Consider the following 16,976-nt stretch of genomic DNA (forward strand, 5'->3'; position numbering starts at 1 on the left):
CCTTCGTTCCGTCACGCGACCAGTGCCTCGGCCTTTTTCAGATCGACCGAGACGAGTTGGCTCACGCCTTGCTCGACCATGGTCACGCCGAAGAGCCGATCCATCCGCGCCATCGTCACCGCGTGGTGCGTGATGATCAGGAACCGCGTGTCGGTGCGGCGCGTCATCTCGTCGAGCATGTCGCAGAACCGGGTGACGTTCGCATCGTCGAGCGGGGCATCCACCTCGTCGAGCACGCAGATCGGCGCCGGGTTGGCGAGGAACACCGCGAAGATCAGGGCGAGCGCCGTCAGCGTCTGCTCGCCGCCCGACAGAAGCGAGAGGGTCGAGAGCTTCTTGCCCGGCGGTTGGCACATGATCTCGAGCCCGGCTTCCAGCGGGTCGTCGCTCTCGACCAGCTCCAGCTGGGCCTCGCCGCCCTGGAAGAGATGCCGGAACAGCGTCCCGAAATTGGTGTTCACCGTCTCGAACGCGTCGAGAAGCCGTTGCCGCCCCTCCTTGTTGAGCGCGGCGATCCCGGCGCGCAGCTCGGACACGGCCTGGTCGAGATCGACCTTCTCGGCGGCCAGCGCGTCATGCTCCTCCTGCACCTCGCGGGCGTCCTCCTCGGCGCGCAGGTTGACGGCGCCCAGCGCGTCGCGCTGCCGCTTCAGGCGGTTCACGTCGGCCTCGATCGTATCGGCGGGCGGCAGGGTCTCGGGATCGACGTCGAGCCGCTCCAGAAGGGCGGCGGGCGTGCAGTCCTGTTCCTCGGCGATGCGCGCCTCGGCCATGGCCAGCGCCTCGTCGGCGGCTTCCAGCCGCGCCTCGGCCCGCGCGCGCGCCTCGCGCGCTTCGCCTGCCGCGCGCTCGGCATCCCGCGCGCCCGCCGTCGCGTCCCGCAGCGCGGTTTCGCCCAGCGCGAGCGCATCATCGGCGGCCTTCCGGCGCGCTTCGGCCCGGTCGATCTCGGCGCTCAGCTCGTCGCGCTCCGCCTCCAGCCGCGCGGGCACGGCGCGCGCGGTCTCCAGCTCGCCCTCGGCGATTTCGCGGCGCTCGGTCAGGTCAGCCAGCCGTGCATCCGCCGAGGTCAGGCGCAGGCGCCAGCCCGACAGTTCCTTGATCACCTCCTGCGTGCGCCGCGTCCGGGCATCGGCCTCGCGCTTGAGTTCGTCGGCCCGCGCGCGCGCCGACATCATCGCGATCCGCGCCGCCTCGACGCTGGTGCGGATCGTCTCGAGGGCTGCGCGAGCGTCATCGAGCGGCGAGAGGTCGCGCGCAGCCAGTTCGGCCTCGCGGCGGGACGCAATGGCCTCGGACATCTCGGCCTCGAACCGCGCGACGGCCATCTGCGCCGTCTCCAGCCGTGATGCCGCCATCCCCTTCGCGCCCTCGGCCTGGGCCTGCGCGCGCCCGGCCTCAGTCAGCGCGCGATCCGCGTCGCGGCGCGCGTCTCGGGCCTCGGCCTCGGTCGCCTTGCGGCGCGCCAGCGTGGTCGTCAGCGCCTCGTGCGCGGCGCGGGTGCCGTCGGCGCGGGCCTCCGCTTCTTCGAGATCCTGCCTGAGCGAGGTCAGGCGGTTCACCTGCTGAAGCCGCAGCGCCGCCGCCGAAGGGGCCGCCTCGGAGGAGGCGCGGAAACCGTCCCACCGCCAGAGATCGCCATCGGTCGAGACCAGCACCTGACCCGGTGCGAGGCGCGGCTGCATCTGCGCGGCCTCGTCCGGGTCGACGAGGCCGATCTGGCCCAGCCGCCGGGACAGGACACCGGGCGCATCGACATGCGGGGCCAGCGCCGCGATCCCGTCGGGCAGGTCTGCGGGGCGGTCATAGGGGGGCAACGCGGCCCAGCCCGACTCCTCGCCGTCGCCCGCCCCGAGTTCGGCGGCGCGCAGGTCGTCGCCGCAGGCTGCCCCCAGCGCGGCCTCGTAACCGGGCGCCACGGTCACGCGATCCAAGAGCGGCTCGCCGTCGCCCGTGTCGCGGGTCAGGAGCTTCGAAAGCGCGCTGGCCTCGGCCCCCAGCGTGTTGACGACGCCCTCGGCCTCGGCGCGTTCGGTCCGCGCCCGGCTCTCGGCGGTCTGGGCATCCTCGCGCGCGGCCTCGGCGGCGGCGAGCGCGTCCTCGGCGGCGGCGGCGGCGTCCTGGGCGCGGCCCTGGTCGGCGGCGGCCTGCGCCACCGCGTCGTCGGCCCCGGCCAGCGTGCCCCGCGCGGCCTTGGCCTGGTCGGCGGCCTGCGCGGCATCGGCTTCGATGCGGGCGATGCGGCGGGTCGCGTCGTCGGTCATCCGCGCGACCGACTGGTGGCGCGCCGACAGCCGCGCGAGGTCTTCGGTCAGCGTCGAGAGCTCGCCCTCCCGCTCGGTCAGGACCGAGGCCGCGTCGCGCGCCGCGTCCTGCGCGGCCTCCAGCGCGTCGTCTTGTCCCTCGGTCGCCTCGGCCAGTTGCCCCTGCTCCCATTCGAGCCGGGCGATCGTCTCGCCCGCATCGGTGTTGAGCACGCCCTCGCGGTCGGCATCGGTCACCAGTTGCGCGATCCGCGCTTCGAGCGCGGCGATGGCGGCACGGGCCTGACCCTCGCGCTCGGCCAGGGTATCGCGCTGCACGGCGAGCCGTTGCAGCACCGCGCCCGCCACGGCCGCCTCGTCGCGAAGCGGCGGCATCGCCTCCTCGGCGCGGGTGCGGGCCGCCTCCGCCTCGCGGGCGGCGCGGTCGGCCCCGGCAGCGGCCGTCTGGCGGTCCCGAAGCGTGGCATCCGCACCCTGCCGCGCGCGGTCCGCCTCGCGCCAGCGGCGATAGAGCAGGAGGCCCTCGGCGTGGCGCAGCGCGGTCCCGATCTCGCGGTAGCGCGCGGCTTGCCGGGCCTGCCGTGCCAGCGAGGCGAGCTGCGCGGCCAGTTGCTCGATCACGTCGTCGACGCGCGCGAGATTGGCCTCGGTCGCGTTCAGCTTCAGCTCGGCCTCGTGGCGCCGCTGGTAGAGGCCCGAAATGCCTGCCGCCTCTTCGAGGATGCGGCGGCGGCGCTGGGGCTTGGCATTGATCAGCTCACTGATCTGGCCCTGCCGCACGAGTGCGGGGGAATGGGCGCCCGTGGACGCATCGGCGAACAGCATCTGCACGTCGCGCGCCCGGACGTCCGCGCCGTTGAGCTTGTAAGCCGACCCCGCATCGCGCGTGATCCGCCGCACGACGTCCAGCGCGTCCGCCTCGTTGAAGGCAGCGGGCGCGGTGTGGTCGGAATTGTCGAGCGCCAGCGTCACTTCGGCGAAGTTGCGCGCGGGCCGCGAGGCCGCGCCCGCGAAGATGACGTCCTCCATGCCGCCGCCGCGCATGGCCGTCGGGCGGTTCTCACCCATCACCCAGCGCAGCGCTTCCAGAAGGTTCGACTTGCCGCAGCCATTCGGGCCCACGACGCCGGTCAGCCCGTCGGCGATCACCAGATCGGTCGGGTCCACGAAACTCTTGAAGCCGTTCAGGCGCAGGCGGGAGAACTGCATGGACGCGATGGTCGTCGCCCTGCCGCCGGTGTCAACCGGTCGGGGCCATATCTGCCCCGTCACGCGCCTTTATCCACAAGATTTTGCGGCAGACGCCGACCTGTGGATGACGGTCGCGCGACCGGGGCGGTCGCAATCGCGCTTGACGGCTGCGGCGGATGGGGCGCATCACGGGCGGGCAAGGTTCCCCTGTCCGGCCAAGCCGGTGGGGATGAAATGGGAATGCGGAAGCGGGCGACCCACGCCGGGGACCCGAGGCCGCAGCCGCCCCCGCGACTGTGAGCGGTGAGGGTGAGGCCAGATGCCACTGGAGCGATCCGGGAAGGCGGCCCGCACCCCACGATCCGCGAGCCAGGAGACCAGCCCTGCGCCGTCCCGTCCGGGGCGGAGACCGCAAACGGACGGGGTGTGCCGTGTCGGGGGAGCCTGAGAGACGCCCCTCGTCCGACCCCGCTGATAGGATCCGGAGGGGACCTGACATGAACCGCATCTTCCTCGGCGCTGCCGCCGCCGCACTTGCCGCGACGCCCGCGTTCGCGCACCACCCGCTGGGCGGCCTGCCGATGACCAGTTTCGCCGACGGCCTTCTGTCGGGCGTCGGCCATCCCGTGCTGGGCTTCGACCACCTGGCCTTCGTGATCGCCATGGGCATCGCCGCCACCTTCGCGCCCGCGCGGCTGCTGACCCCGCTTGCCTACGTAGCCGCTATGCTGCTGGGGACGCTCGCCGTCTCGGCAGGCCTCGCGCTGCCGCTGGCCGAGATCGCCATCGTCGCCTCGATCCTGGTGCTCGGCGGCGTGGTCCTCGCGGGCCGGACCCTCGGGGTTGGGACGGCGATCGCGCTCTTCGCGGGCTTCGGTCTCTTCCATGGGGCCGGCTTCGCGGGCTCGATCCTGGGCCAGGAGGGCGGCGTCGGCGCCGCCGTGATGGTCGGCTACCTCATCGGTCTCGCCGCCGTGCAATACGCCATCGCGCTGGTCGCCGGCTGGGCCGCGCGCCGCCTTCTGGGCGCGTCCGAGTCGATGGCCGTCAACGCCCGCCTCGCAGGGGCGGCCGTGTTCGGCGTCGGCCTGTTCCTCGCGCTCGAGGTGGTCGAAGGCCCGCTGGTCGCGGCCATCGCTGGCTGACGCGGACACGCCGCGCGCGCTCTCCGCAGCGCGCGCGGCGTCACCCTGTTCCTGACCCAACCCCCCGCATCGCGCCGTCCCCCTCGGACGCGCGACCCGATCCGACGGAGCCTTCGATGAAGATCCCCGCCACCATCGTCACCGGCTTTCTCGGCGCCGGAAAGACCACGCTTATCCGCCACCTGCTGCAGAACGCGGGGGGACGGCGCATCGCGCTCATCATCAACGAGTTCGGCGATCTCGGTGTCGATGGCGGCATTCTCAAGGGCTGCGGCATCGAGAGCTGCTCGGATGACGACGTGGTCGAGCTGTCGAATGGATGTATCTGCTGCACGGTGGCCGACGACTTCGTGCCGACGATGCAGGCGCTCCTCGCCCGCGACGTCCCACCCGATCACATCGTGATCGAGACTTCGGGCCTTGCCCTGCCCCAGCCGCTGGTGCGCGCCTTCGCCTGGCCCGACCTCAAGACGCGCGTGACCGTGGACGGTGTCGTCACGGTGCTCGACGGCCCCGCCGTGGCCGCGGGCACCTTCGCCGCAGATGTTGCCGCCGTCGACCGCCAGCGCGCCGCCGATGACGGGCTGGACCACGAGACGCCGCTGTCGGAGCTCTATGCCGACCAGGTCGCCTGCGCCGACATGATCGTGGTCAACAAGACCGACCTGATGGATGACGCCGACGCACTCGTCGCCCGCCTGAGCGGCGAGGCCCGCGCGGGCGTGCAGGTCGTGCTCGCCGTGATGGGCGCGCTCCCGGTCGAGGTGCTGCTGGGTCGGGGCCAGGGCGCCGAGGACGATATCTCGGCCCGCCACGAGGTGCATCACCACCATCATCACCACGATGACGACGACGATCACCATGACGATCACCACCACGAGCATGGTCACGACGCCTTCGAAAGCTTCGTCGTCGACGGCCCCGAGATCGACGATCCCGCGCTCTATGCCGGGCATCTGGCCGCGGTTATTCGCGACCACGGCATCCTGCGCCTCAAGGGCTTCGCGAGCGTCGCGGGCAAGCCGATGCGGCTGACGGTGCAGGCGGTCGGGCCGCGCGTGGACCATTATTTCGACCGCCCGCTCGGGGGCGATGGACGCGGGTCGCGGATGGTCGTCATCGGCCAGGCCGGGCTCGACCGCGATGCCATTGCGTCCGCGCTGCAGAACGCGCCGGCCCCGGCCTGACGGGGCCGCCGAAAACCCTTCCTCGAAGGGTTTTACCGAAGTCTTCGCGGAAGACTTCGGATCAGGCGACCGCGATCCGCGCCGCCAGTCGCGCGTTGTTCTTCACCAGCGCGATATTCGCGTCGAGCGCGCGGCCTTCGGTGACCGCGTTCAGGCGCCCGAGCAGGAAGGGCGTCACCTCCTTGCCGGTGATCCCCCGCTCGTCCGCCTCGGCCAGTGCGGCGTCGATGGTCGCGCCGATCTCGTCCGCCGGGAGGGCGTCGGCCTCGGGGATGGGGTTCGCGACCAGCATTCCGGTCCCCAGTCCGACCGCCGCGTTGGCCGCCCGGATCGCCGCGATCCGCGCCGGGTCGTCGCAGCGTTCGCCCGCGACGTTCCCCGAATCGCGGGAATAGAACGCCGGGAAGGCGTCCGCGCCGAACACCGCGACGGGCACGCGCAGGGTCTCGAGCATCTCGATGGTGCGCGGGATGTCGAGGATCGACTTCACGCCCGCGCAGACCACGAGAACATCCGTCACCGACAGCTCGGTCAGGTCGGCGCTGACATCCATGCCATCGCCGCGATGCACGCCGCCGATGCCGCCGGTGGCGAAGACCCCGATGCCGGCGAGCGCCGCGATCCGCATCGTGGCCGAAACCGTCGTCCCCGCCGTCAGTCCGCCCGCGATGCAGGCGCCGAGGTCGCGCGACGCGGCCTTGACGACATTCGTGTCGCGGCCCAGCCGCTCGACCTGCACCGGCGTCAGCCCGGCGCAGGGCACGCCGTCGACCACCGCGACAGTGGCCGGAACCGCGCCCTCGGACCGGACCACGTCCTCGACGGCGAGCGCCACCTCGGCGTTGCGCGGCCATGGCATCCCGTGGCTGATGATCGTGCTTTCCAGCGCCACGACCGGGCGGCCCTGGGCCAGGGCCGTGGCCACCTCGTCGGACATTTGCGGCTTCAGCATCGGGCGTCTCCTGTTTGCCGACCCTATGCCCCGTCGCACCCCCGGCGTCACGCCCCTTGCGCCCGTCCCCGGCCCCCGGCACACCCGGTCCGACCGACCGCGAGGCCCCCATGCACCTGCTAGCCGCCCAGCCCGGCGCCGTGGATGACGGCGAGCCCGTCGATCTGGGTCAGAGCCCGGCCGACCTGGTCGTGATTTCGGCCGCCGATACCGAACTTGCGGCCCTATCGCAGGCGCGCGCGGCCATGGACGACCCGCCCGAGACGCGGCTGGCGAGCCTGATGCACCTGCGCCACCCGATGTCGGTGGACCTGCATCTCGAGGCCTGCGCCACCCGCTCAAAGCTGGTGGTGGCGCGCGTGTTGGGCGGGCGCGGCTACTGGGGCTACGGGGTCGAGCAATACGCGGCGCGCTGCCACGAGGCGGGCGTGCCGCTGGCGCTGCTGCCAGGCGACGACAAGCCGGACGCCGAGCTGCGCGGCCTCTCGACCGTCGCACCGGCCGATTACGACGCGCTCTGGTTGGCGCTGGTCGAGGGCGGGCCGGCCAATGCCACGACCTTCCTGACACATGCGCGCGCGATGATTCGCGACGAGGCACGGCCCGCCGCCGCCGTCCCGCTCCTGCGCGCGGGCCTCTACTGGCCGGGGGCCGAGGCCCCGACCCTCGCCGATCTGCGCGCCGACTGGCCACCGGATGCGCCGGTCGTGCCAGTTATCTTCTACCGCGCGCTGTTGCAGGGGGCGGGGCTGAACCCGGTCAACCGGCTGGTCAAGGCGCTGCTGCGGCAGGGGCTGGCGCCGCTTCCGGTCTTCGTGGCGTCGCTGAAGGATCCGGTCTCGGCGGCGACGCTGGACGCGCTGATGACCGAGGCGCCGCCCTCGGCGATCCTGAACCTCACCTCCTTCGCAGTGGGCGACGCCGCCGCCAACCCGCTGACCGCCCCTGCCGCCAATGCCGCATCCGTCTTCCAGGCCGTGCTGTCCTCGGGAACCGAGGCGGCCTGGCGCGACGGCACCTCCGGCCTCTCGGCGCGGGACATCGCAATGAACGTCGCGCTGCCCGAACTCGACGGCCGCGTCCTGACCCGCGCGATCGGCTTCAAGGGCGAGGCCTTCTACGACGAAGCCACCGAGTGCCCGATCGCCACGTGGAAGGCCGAAGGCGGCCGGATCGCCTTCGTGGCGGAGCTGGTGGCAAACTGGTGCCGCCTGCGCCGCATCGCGCCCGCCGACCGGCGCACGGCGCTGATCCTGGCAAACTACCCGAACCGCGACGGGCGGCTGGCCAACGGCGTGGGCCTCGACACGCCCGCCGCGACCGTTCACGTCCTGCGCCTGCTGGCGGCGGCGGGGGATGGCGTGACAGACTTGCCTGCGGACAGCGCGGCGCTAATGGACCGCCTCCTGGCCGGGCCGACCAACTGGTTGACCGACCGGGCGACGAAGACGGGGGGCGAACGGCTGTCCTTAGCTGACTACCGCGCGGTCTACGAGGCCCTCCCCCTTGCCGCCCGCCAGCAGATCGAGGCCCGATGGGGCGCGCCGGAGGACGATCCCTTCGTCGCGGACGGCGCCTTCGCCCTGTCGATCCACCGCTTCGGGAACGCCATCGTCGGCCTGCAACCGGCGCGGGGCTACAACGTCGACCCGACCGACAGCTATCATTCGCCGGACCTCGTGCCGCCGCACAATTACCTCGCCTTCTATGCGTGGCTGCGGCGCTGGGGGGCGGACGCGGTCGTCCACATGGGCAAGCACGGCAATCTCGAATGGCTACCCGGCCGCGCGCTGGCGCTGGCCGAGGACGACTGGCCCGAGATCGCGCTCGGCCCCCTGCCCCATCTCTACCCGTTCATCGTCAACGACCCGGGCGAGGGCACGCAGGCCAAGCGCCGCGCGCAGGCGGTGATCGTCGACCACCTGACGCCGCCCCTGACCCGCGCCGAGACCTACGGCCCGCTCCGCGATCTCGAGGCGCTGGTGGACGAGTATTACGAGGCGGCCAACGTGGACCCGCGCCGGATCGACCACCTGCGGGGCGAGATCCTGTCGCTGGCGCGCGTCACCGGGCTGGACGTCGATGCCGGCATGGACGGTTCGGACGACCTGGCGAAGCTGGACGCCTATCTCTGCGAGCTGAAGGAGGCGCAGATCCGCGACGGGCTGCATGTTTTCGGCCAGTCGCCCGAGGGACGGCTGCGCGACGACCTGCTGCAGGCGCTTCTGCGGCTGCCGCGCGGGGACGGTACAGGCGCCGCGGCGTCGCTGCCCCGCGCCATTGCCGCCGATCTGGCACTCGGGTTCGACCCGCTCGACTGCGACATGGCCACGCCGTGGGACGGCCCACGCCCCGACGCGCTGGCGGGCGACGCGACCTGGCGGAGCCATGGCGATACGGTCGAGCGGATCGAGGCACTGTCCGCGGCCCTTCTGGCGGGCGAGGCCCGCGCCCCCGGCCCCGCGACCGCCGCCGTTCTGACCGCCGCGGATGCGCTCCGCGCAACGCTCGACGCCTGCGGTCCGGCCGAGGGAGAGGGGCTCCTCACCGGCCTGTCAGGCCAGTTCGTCGCCCCGGCGCCGTCCGGCGCCCCCACCCGCGGGCGGCCCGACGTGCTGCCGACCGGGCGCAACTTCTACTCGGTCGACAGCCGCGCAGTGCCGACGCCGACCGCATGGAAGCTGGGCTGGAAGTCGGCCTCGCTCCTCGTTGAGCGGCACTTGCAGGACCATGGCGACTGGCCGCGCACGATGCTGCTGACCGCCTGGGGCACCGCCAATATGCGCACGGGCGGCGACGACATCGCGCAGGCGCTGGCCCTGATGGGTGTGAAGCCCCGGTGGGACGCGGCGAACCGGCGCGTGACCGGCTACGAGATCATCCCCCATACCGCGCTCGGCCGCCCCCGCGTGGACGTGACGCTGCGGGTGTCGGGCTTCTTCCGCGACGCCTTCCCGCAGCAGATGGCGCTGGTCGATGCCGCCGCGCGGGCCGTGCAGGCACTGGACGAACCCGAGGACGCCAATCCCGCCGCCGCCCGCGCGCGGGCGGGTGAAGGGATGGCACGGGTCTATGGATCGAAGCCCGGAGCCTACGGCGCGGGGCTGCAGGCGCTGATCGACGAGCGGCTCTGGGCGGAGACCGCCGATCTGGGCGCGGCCTACCTGGAATGGGGCGGCTATGCCTATGGACAGGGCAAGGGCACGGCGGATCACGCGGGCCTCCGCGCGCGGCTGGGACAGGTTGAGGCGGTGGTGCAGAACCAGGACAATCGCGAGCACGACCTGCTCGACAGCGACGACTACTACCAGTTCGAGGGCGGCGCCGCGGCGGCGGTCGAGGCGATCCGGGGCACGGCACCCACGGTCTATCACAACGACCATTCGCGGCCCGAGCGCCCTGTCATCCGTTCCCTCGACGAAGAGATCGGCCGCGTGGTGCGATCCCGCGTGGTGAACCCCAAGTGGATTGAGGGGGTGAAGCGCCACGGCTACAAGGGCGCGTTCGAGATCGCGGCGACGGTCGACTACCTCTTCGCCTTCGCGGCGACGACGGGGGCAGTGAAGAACCACCATTTCGACCTCGTGGCCGATGCCGTGCTGGCGGATGACGCGACGCGGGACTTCATCGCCGGGGCCAATGCGCCCGCGTTGGCCGATATCGCGGACCGGCTGGCCGAGGCGATCGCACGCGGGCTCTGGACGCCCCGGTCGAACTCGGTCCGGGGCCTGGTGGAACGGTTCGGGCGCGGCGGCGACTATCCAAGTGCCGGTCGTCGTGGTTGATTGGGAGCCGGATGGTCAAGGGAGTTCGGCGCGATGATTCGATGGTTCAGGCGGATCGCGACCCATGCCGTGGCCCTCGGGCTGGGGTTCGGGCTCGGCATCTATCTGCTGCCGATCCTGACCGCGCCGCCCTCGCCCGACGCCGCCACGCTCAGCGCGATGGCACAGGACGCGCGCTACACCGCGGCTTTCGCGCAGGACCTGCGCGGGCACGACCTCCTGCATTGGGGCGAGGGCACGGTCAGCCTGGGCCCGGGCGGGATCGTGCACGAGGGCCGCCTCGCGCCGGGGCCGGATTACATGGTGTATTTGGTGCCCGAATTCGTCGAGCACGAGGACGAGTTCGCACCGCTCAAGGCGCAAAGCGTCGTGGTGGGCCCGGTCAAAACCTTCGAGGGCTTCGCGCTCGACCTGCCGACCGATATCGACCTCGACGCCTACACGACCGTTCTGGTCTGGTGCGAGGCCTTCTCAGAGTTCATCGCCGCAGCCGAGTACCGCTAGCGCCGCCGCTCAATCCTTGTCGCGCGCGGCCTTCTCGTCGCGGGTCAGCGTTTTGTTCCACTGGTTGTTACTCAGCCCCAACTCGGGCTTGGGCGGCTTCGTCTTGCCGACGCTGATCTTGCCGCCCTTCGCGAGATAGGCCGCGATCAGGTCGTCATCGGTGGTCGGCTTGGGCACTTTCTTCATGCCCTCCGGCCTACAGGTCCGGGGGTACGCTTGTCACGCGGCGTCTGGTGACGGCCGTCACCGGCCCGTGCAGTCGAGCCCCATGTTCATCAGCGCGATGTCGCCCGTGACCGAGCCGGGCTTGACCCGGCAGCCGGTCGCGGCCTCGGTCGCCTGAACCGCTGCCGCCGTCACCGCCGCCACCCCTGGCCGCCAGGTCGGGTTCGTGCGCGTGGCCTGCGCGGTGGTCGGGTTCCAGTTGATGCGGAAGTCGTGCCCCCCCGCGCTGGCCGTGCCCGAACGATCGAGACCGTCCAGCGGGTGCGCCCCGTTGCAGGCGGCCAGCGCGAGGAGACATCCGGTGAGACATACGATTCGCATCGCCCCCAGAAGGTACATGGCGTGCTTAACGAAGGCTTAACGTCGCTTGACCCCGCGGCCCCCGCGATGGAACGTCCGCGGCGACCCAGACGAGGAGGCCCGACATGGCCGACGAGACCCCCGACGACACCGCGCGGCACAACCAGAAGATGGCCAAGAAGAAGGCCGCGCGCGACAAGATCATGGCCACCAAGACCGACGAGAAGGGCCTCGTGATCGTCCATACCGGCAAGGGAAAGGGCAAGTCGTCCAGCGCCTTCGGGATGATCTTCCGCTGCATCGCCCACCAGATGCCATGCGCCGTCGTGCAGTTCATCAAGGGCGGCATGGGGACGGGCGAGCGCGACCTCATCACCACCCATTTCGGCGACCTCTGCGAGTTCCACACGATGGGCGAGGGCTTCACCTGGGAGACGCAGGACAAGTCGCGCGACATCGAGATGGCGCAGGCGGCCTGGGCCAAGGCCAAGGAACTGATCTCCGACCCGGGCAACCGCATGGTTCTGCTCGACGAGATCAACATCGCCCTGCGCTACGACTATGTCGACGTGGCCGAGGTGGTCGCGTTCCTGCGCGACGAGAAGCCGCCGATGACCCACGTGGTCTGCACGGGCCGCAACGCCAAGGACGAGCTGATCGAGCTGGCCGACCTGGTGACCGAGATGGAGCTGGTGAAGCATCCGTTCCGCTCGGGCGTGAAGGCACAAGCCGGCGTGGAATTCTGATGGCGCGCCGGGCGTTCGCGTCGGCATACGCCCCATCGCGTCGCGGCCTTGAGACGGTCAGGCGGACGGGTCGGACGGTGGTTGCGCCGCGAGCCGGATCGCGCCCCGGGCGGTGACGGGATCGACCGGGTCGCCGCGCTGGGTCGCGACGATCTCCGGCATGGTCCCGGCGACGGCTCGGACGCGCGGCATCAGGGGGCGCCAGTCCTCCGCCAGCGCGCGGGCGACTTCGGACGGGCAGATGGTATTCGGTGCGCGGGCGGCGGTCTGGCGCGTGATCTCGGCGGCGATGGTGGCGTCGGAGGGCACGAGGCGGGCCATACCGCTCAGCCGCGCCGCGTCCGAAAGCCCGCCCGACCCATCGCGACCAGGTTGTCCCAGACCGTGCGCCAGGCCGTCAGGTCCGGATCGGGGTCGCGCCCCTGCCCCATGCGGCGGATCTGGGTTTCGTACCAGGTCAGGGCCAGCATCAGCATCCGGTCGATCCCCCGGACACCCGTGCTGGGCCGACCGACATCGCGGACGTAATCGGGGTCGGTCGCGGCATTCAGCGGCAGTTCGGGGTCCAGCGTCAGCGCGCGGGCGATCCCGATCATGTCGCAGGCGCCCGACGCCAGCGCCGCCTCCATCGCGCGGACCGAGCGGAAGCCGCCGGTGACGGCGAGCGGCACATCCGTCCGGGCGCGGGCCTCGGCGGCGAAATCGAGGAAATATGCCTCGCGCGCGGATGTCTTCTGCTTGGCACCGACCATCGCGGGCGCCTCGTAGGTGCCGCCGGAGATTTCGATCAGGTCGATGCCCTCGGCGCTCAGCGCCTCGATCAGGGCGAAGGCCTCGTCGCCGCCGAAGCCGCCGGTCTGGAAATCGGCGCTGTTCATCTTGATCGACACGGGCACGTCAGGGCCGACGGCCGTGCGGATCGCGCGCAGGATCTCCAGCGCGAAGCGGCGGCGGTTCTCGGGCGAGCCGCCCCAGTCGTCGTCGCGGCGGTTGTGATGCGGCGAGAGGAACTGGCCGACGAGATAACCATGGGCCGCGTGTATCTGCACGCCGTCGAAGCCCGCGCGAACGGCCAGCGCGGCCGCGCGGGCGAACCGGGCCACGATCTCGCGGATCTCCGCATCCGTCAGCGCGCGGGGCGTGGCGAAGCTGCGGTCGAGCCCATGCCCCAGCGGGACGGCACTGGGCGCCACGGGCTCGGGCGAGAGGAACTTGGGGCTCTGCTTGCCCGGATGATTGAGCTGCATCCAGACGCGCGCTTCGGGATTCCCGTCATGGACGGCCGCGGCCCAGGCCCGGAAACGGTCGAGCCCGTGGTCATCTTCCAGCACGACATTGCCCGGCTCGCCCATGGCGCGGCGGTCGATCATCACGTTGCCGGTGACGATGATGCCCGTGCCGCCCGCGGCCCAGCGACGATAGGCCGTCTCGTGCGCAGTGGTCGGCAAGTGGACGCCCTGCTCGGCCATGACCTCGCTCATGGCCGACTTCAGAAACCGGTTCGGCGCATCGATCCGCCCGCCCGGATCGAATGGACTGTAGAGCAGCGGCGCGTGCGCGGGGGCCGGGATCGCCATCCCTATCCTAGCGCCTGGTCGCAGCGCCCGCAGACGCCATCATGTCCGTGATGCCCGACATCCGGCAGCACCTTCCAGCAGCGCTGGCACTTGCCGCCCGATGCATGGGCGAAGACGACCGCGACGGTCGCGTCGTCCTCGGACCGGAAGGCGGTGTCGGGCGCGGGGTCGGTGGTGACCGTGATCCCGGACACGATGCAAAGATCGTTGAAGGGCACATCTTCCAGCAGCGCCGCCGTCTCGTCATCGACATGCACGAAGGGCGCCGCCTCGAGCGAGGAGCCGATGACCTTGTCGCGGCGCTGCACCTCAAGCGCGCCCGTGACCGCGCGGCGGACGGCGCGGATGCGCGACCACTTGGCGGCCAGCGCGTCGTCGCGCCAGCCCGGGCGCGGTGCGGGGAAATCCTCAAGGTGCACGGAGCTGTTGTCGCCGGGATGCACCTCGAGCCAGACCTCCTCCATCGTGAAGGGCAGGATCGGCGCGAGCCAGGTCGTCATCCGCTCGTGCAGGAGGCGCAGGACGGTGCGCGCCGAGCGGCGACGCAGCGTGTCGCCATCGCAATAGAGCGCGTCCTTGCGGATGTCGAAATAGAAGGCCGAGAGGTCTATCGTCGCGAACTGGAAGATCGCCTGGAAGGCGGCGGCGAAGTCGTAGCGCGCGTAAGCGGCGCGCACCTCGTCATCCAGCATGGACAGGCGGTGCAGCACGAAGCGCTCCAGCTCGGGCATTTCCAGCGGATCGGCGGGCGCATCATCGGTGATCGATCCCAGCATGAAGCGCAGCGTGTTGCGCAGCCGGCGGTAGCTGTCGGCCACGCCCTTGAGGATCTCGGGCCCGATGCGGTGATCGGCGGTATAATCCACGGTCGCGACCCAGAGCCGCAGGATGTCGGCGCCGTACTGGTCCACGATGTCCTGCGGCGCGATGGTGTTGCCGATGGACTTGGACATCTTCATGCCCTTCTCGTCCATGGTGAACCCGTGCGTGACGACGGCGCGGTAAGGCGCGCGGCCCGTGGTGCCGCAGGCCTGTAGCATCGAGGAATGGAACCAGCCGCGATGCTGGTCGGTCCCTTCGAGATAGACGTCGGCGATGCCGTCCTCGGTCCCGTCGGGCCGGTCGCGCAGCACGAAGGCGTGGGTCGAGCCGGAATCGAACCAGACGTCGAGGATGTCGTCGACCTTGTTCCACGCTTCGGGGTCGTAGTCGGCGCCGAGGAAGCGCGCCTTGGCGCCGGGCTGATACCACGCGTCCGCGCCCTCGGCCTCGAAGGCCTCGATGATGCGTGCGTTGACCGCCGGGTCCTTCAGCAGAAAGTCCGGGTCGTCCGCCTTGGCGCCCGCCTTTGTGAAACAGGTCAGCGGCACGCCCCAGGCGCGCTGGCGCGAGAGCACCCAGTCGGGGCGGTTCTCGATCATGGAATAGAGACGGTTGCGCCCCGTCTTCGGCGTCCATTCGACGAGCTGGTCGATGGAGGTCAGGGCGCGGGCGCGCACCGTCTCGCCATACGTGTCCTGGCCATCGCCGACGGGTCGGTCGATGGCGGCGAACCATTGCGGGCGGTTGAGGCGGATGACCGGTGCCTTGGAGCGCCAGCTATGCGCGTCCGAGATGGTGATGCGCGCGCGGGCCAGCAGCGCGTCGCCGGCCTGAAGAGCGGCGATGACGGCCTTGTTGGCCCCGCCGGGCTTCTTGCCGTTGGCGCTCAGGATCGCCTCGCCGCCAAAGATCGGCAGGTCCGCGCGGAAGCTGCCATCGGCCTCGATATTGTGGGTCATGGCGAGGCCGTGCTTGACCCCGATCTGATAATCGTCGTCGCCGTGGCTGGGCGCGGTGTGCACGAAGCCCGTGCCCGCGTCGTCGGTGACGTGATCGCCGGGAAAGAGCGGGACGTCGTAGTCCCATTCGCCGTGTGCACCCTCCGCGCCGCGGAGGGGATGGGCGCAGGTCAGGGCCGCCAGTTCGTCGGCAGTGACGTCGCGCAGCTTCGTCCACATGTCCGTGTCGAGCCGCGCGGCGGTCAGCGTCGCCTCGGCCAGCGCGTCCGCGATCAAGTAGCGGTCGCCCGTCTTGGCCCAGCTTTCCTCCGGCGTGCCGGTGACCTCGTAGAGGCCGTAGGCGATGCCCGGCCCGAAGCAGATCGCGCGGTTCTGCGGGATAGTCCAAGGCGTCGTGGTCCAGATGACCACACTTGCGTTATCTATTCCGGTCCAAACGATGCTCTCATGAGGACGGCCATTCTCCTTCGGTTCGGCTACAGGCCTCAATACATCAAACTTCACCCAGATCGCATCCACCTGACGGTCGTGATACTCCACCTCCGCCTCGGCCAGCGCGGTCTTCTCCACCGGCGACCACATCACGGGTTTCGACCCCTGGTAGACCAGCCCGTTCATCAGGAAGGTCTGGAACTCCGCCGCGATCACCGCCTCGGCGCGGTAATCCATCGTCAGGTACGGATCGGCCCAGTTGCCGGTGATGCCGAGGCGCTTGAACTCGTCGCGCTGCACGTCGACCCAACCGGCGGCGAACTCGCGGCATTCCTGCCGGAACTCGACCATGTCGACGGCATCCTTGTCGCGACCCTTCTGACGGTACTTCTCCTCGATCTTCCATTCGATCGGCAGGCCGTGGCAGTCCCAGCCAGGCACGTAGCGCGCGTCGTGACCCATCATCTGACGCGAGCGCACGACCATGTCCTTGAGCGTCTTGTTGAGCGCGTGGCCGATATGGAGGTTGCCGTTGGCATAGGGCGGGCCGTCATGCAGCGTGAAGGGCTCCCGGCCCTCGGACCGCTCGCGCAGGCGGTCGTAGACACCGATCCGCGCCCAGCGCTCCAGCCAGCCCGGCTCGCGCTTGGGCAGGCCCGCGCGCATCGGAAACTCGGTCTGTGGCAGGTTCAGCGTCGACTTGTAGTCGGGCGTGGCGGGGGTCTCGGCGCTCATCGGAGGCGTCCTTCGGATCGGAATTGCATGAAGATCGGTGCGCGCGCGCGGCACCCTTGGCCCGGCCGCCCCGAAGGTCAGGGCGCCGGGGGGCTAATTCGTATGATCCGCGCGCGGTCCGTCATGTCGCGGGCCTTATAGGCGGGGGCCGG

The 16,976-nt window shown here is 70.9% G+C and carries 12 protein-coding genes and 1 riboswitch; of the genes, 5 read left to right on the plus strand and 7 right to left on the minus strand.

The genetic code is table 11. The features are described 5' to 3' along the window. Nucleotides 1–11: 11 nt before the first annotated feature. Nucleotides 12–3,473 carry a chromosome segregation protein SMC gene (gene smc, locus ACK8OR_RS15020; RefSeq protein ID WP_410190213.1) on the minus strand — a complete coding sequence of 1,154 codons (3,462 nt, stop codon included), beginning with the start codon at nucleotides 3,471–3,473 and terminating at the stop codon, nucleotides 12–14. 165 nt (nucleotides 3,474–3,638) lie between these two features. Beyond that, nucleotides 3,639–3,855: riboswitch (cobalamin riboswitch) on the plus strand. Nucleotides 3,856–3,952: 97 nt separating this feature from the next. Here smc and ACK8OR_RS15025 point away from each other — a divergent pair. Together ACK8OR_RS15025 and cobW are read left to right on the plus strand one after the other, a co-directional pair. Beyond that, nucleotides 3,953–4,600, plus strand: a complete 648-nt coding sequence (locus tag ACK8OR_RS15025; RefSeq protein ID WP_410190214.1) for a HupE/UreJ family protein — start codon at nucleotides 3,953–3,955, stop codon at nucleotides 4,598–4,600. Between the two features lie 116 nt (nucleotides 4,601–4,716). Beyond that, complete coding sequence (gene cobW, locus ACK8OR_RS15030) at nucleotides 4,717–5,787, plus strand: cobalamin biosynthesis protein CobW (protein WP_410190215.1); 1,071 nt, start codon at nucleotides 4,717–4,719, stop codon at nucleotides 5,785–5,787. Between the two features lie 61 nt (nucleotides 5,788–5,848). Here the strand turns inward: cobW and ACK8OR_RS15035 are convergent, their stop codons facing one another. Further along, nucleotides 5,849–6,739 carry a pseudouridine-5'-phosphate glycosidase gene (locus ACK8OR_RS15035; protein WP_410190216.1) on the minus strand — a complete coding sequence of 297 codons (891 nt, stop codon included), beginning with the start codon at nucleotides 6,737–6,739 and terminating at the stop codon, nucleotides 5,849–5,851. Between the two features lie 110 nt (nucleotides 6,740–6,849). On the opposite strand from ACK8OR_RS15035, the gene cobN reads away from it, so the two are divergent. Beyond that, a complete protein-coding gene (cobN, locus tag ACK8OR_RS15040) occupies nucleotides 6,850–10,524 on the plus strand; it encodes a cobaltochelatase subunit CobN (RefSeq protein ID WP_410190217.1) in 3,675 nt (1,224 codons plus the stop codon). Nucleotides 10,525–10,557: 33 nt separating this feature from the next. Further along, entirely contained in the window at nucleotides 10,558–11,028 is a 471-nt protein-coding gene (locus tag ACK8OR_RS15045) for a DM13 domain-containing protein (protein WP_410190218.1), read from the plus strand. Nucleotides 11,029–11,037: 9 nt separating this feature from the next. On the opposite strand, the gene ACK8OR_RS15050 is transcribed toward ACK8OR_RS15045, so the two are convergent. Further along, a complete protein-coding gene (locus ACK8OR_RS15050) occupies nucleotides 11,038–11,214 on the minus strand; it encodes a hypothetical protein (RefSeq protein ID WP_410190219.1) in 177 nt (58 codons plus the stop codon). A gap of 57 nt (nucleotides 11,215–11,271) precedes the next feature. After that, nucleotides 11,272–11,592 carry a hypothetical protein gene (locus ACK8OR_RS15055; protein ID WP_410190220.1) on the minus strand — a complete coding sequence of 107 codons (321 nt, stop codon included), beginning with the start codon at nucleotides 11,590–11,592 and terminating at the stop codon, nucleotides 11,272–11,274. Between the two features lie 86 nt (nucleotides 11,593–11,678). Between ACK8OR_RS15055 and cobO the strand changes: the two genes are divergently transcribed. Next, nucleotides 11,679–12,299, plus strand: a complete 621-nt coding sequence (gene cobO / locus ACK8OR_RS15060) for a cob(I)yrinic acid a,c-diamide adenosyltransferase (protein ID WP_410190221.1) — start codon at nucleotides 11,679–11,681, stop codon at nucleotides 12,297–12,299. 57 nt (nucleotides 12,300–12,356) lie between these two features. Here cobO and ACK8OR_RS15065 read toward each other — a convergent pair whose 3' ends face one another. Genes ACK8OR_RS15065 through ileS form a run of 3 tightly spaced genes read right to left on the minus strand, consistent with a single transcriptional unit; the run spans nucleotide 12,357 to nucleotide 16,824 of the window. Then, nucleotides 12,357–12,620 (minus strand): DUF3253 domain-containing protein, encoded by a 264-nt coding sequence (locus ACK8OR_RS15065; RefSeq protein WP_410190222.1) that lies wholly within the window; start codon nucleotides 12,618–12,620, stop codon nucleotides 12,357–12,359. 5 nt (nucleotides 12,621–12,625) lie between these two features. Continuing rightward, the gene (locus ACK8OR_RS15070) at nucleotides 12,626–13,876 is read right to left on the minus strand and encodes an NADH:flavin oxidoreductase/NADH oxidase family protein (RefSeq protein WP_410190223.1); all 1,251 of its coding nucleotides are present in this window, start codon (nucleotides 13,874–13,876) and stop codon (nucleotides 12,626–12,628) included. Nucleotides 13,877–13,878: 2 nt separating this feature from the next. Then, nucleotides 13,879–16,824 (minus strand): isoleucine--tRNA ligase, encoded by a 2,946-nt coding sequence (gene ileS / locus ACK8OR_RS15075; RefSeq protein ID WP_410190224.1) that lies wholly within the window; start codon nucleotides 16,822–16,824, stop codon nucleotides 13,879–13,881. Nucleotides 16,825–16,976 lie beyond the last annotated feature (152 nt).

Source organism: Jannaschia halovivens (genome assembly GCF_046452375.1).
Taxonomy (GTDB): domain Bacteria; phylum Pseudomonadota; class Alphaproteobacteria; order Rhodobacterales; family Rhodobacteraceae; genus Jannaschia; species Jannaschia halovivens.

Bases quoted from the DNA above. Each gene is read 5' to 3' on its own strand.
- smc (WP_410190213.1), bottom strand. From the start codon at position 3,473: ATGCAGTTCTCCCGCCTGCGCCTGAACGGCTTCAAGAGTTTCGTGGAC.
- ACK8OR_RS15025 (WP_410190214.1), top strand. From the start codon at position 3,953: ATGAACCGCATCTTCCTCGGCGCTGCCGCCGCCGCACTTGCCGCGACG.
- cobW (WP_410190215.1), top strand. From the start codon at position 4,717: ATGAAGATCCCCGCCACCATCGTCACCGGCTTTCTCGGCGCCGGAAAG.
- ACK8OR_RS15035 (WP_410190216.1), bottom strand. From the start codon at position 6,739: ATGCTGAAGCCGCAAATGTCCGACGAGGTGGCCACGGCCCTGGCCCAG.
- cobN (WP_410190217.1), top strand. From the start codon at position 6,850: ATGCACCTGCTAGCCGCCCAGCCCGGCGCCGTGGATGACGGCGAGCCC.
- ACK8OR_RS15045 (WP_410190218.1), top strand. From the start codon at position 10,558: ATGATTCGATGGTTCAGGCGGATCGCGACCCATGCCGTGGCCCTCGGG.
- ACK8OR_RS15050 (WP_410190219.1), bottom strand. From the start codon at position 11,214: ATGAAGAAAGTGCCCAAGCCGACCACCGATGACGACCTGATCGCGGCC.
- ACK8OR_RS15055 (WP_410190220.1), bottom strand. From the start codon at position 11,592: ATGTACCTTCTGGGGGCGATGCGAATCGTATGTCTCACCGGATGTCTC.
- cobO (WP_410190221.1), top strand. From the start codon at position 11,679: ATGGCCGACGAGACCCCCGACGACACCGCGCGGCACAACCAGAAGATG.
- ACK8OR_RS15065 (WP_410190222.1), bottom strand. From the start codon at position 12,620: ATGGCCCGCCTCGTGCCCTCCGACGCCACCATCGCCGCCGAGATCACG.
- ACK8OR_RS15070 (WP_410190223.1), bottom strand. From the start codon at position 13,876: ATGGCGATCCCGGCCCCCGCGCACGCGCCGCTGCTCTACAGTCCATTC.
- ileS (WP_410190224.1), bottom strand. From the start codon at position 16,824: ATGAGCGCCGAGACCCCCGCCACGCCCGACTACAAGTCGACGCTGAAC.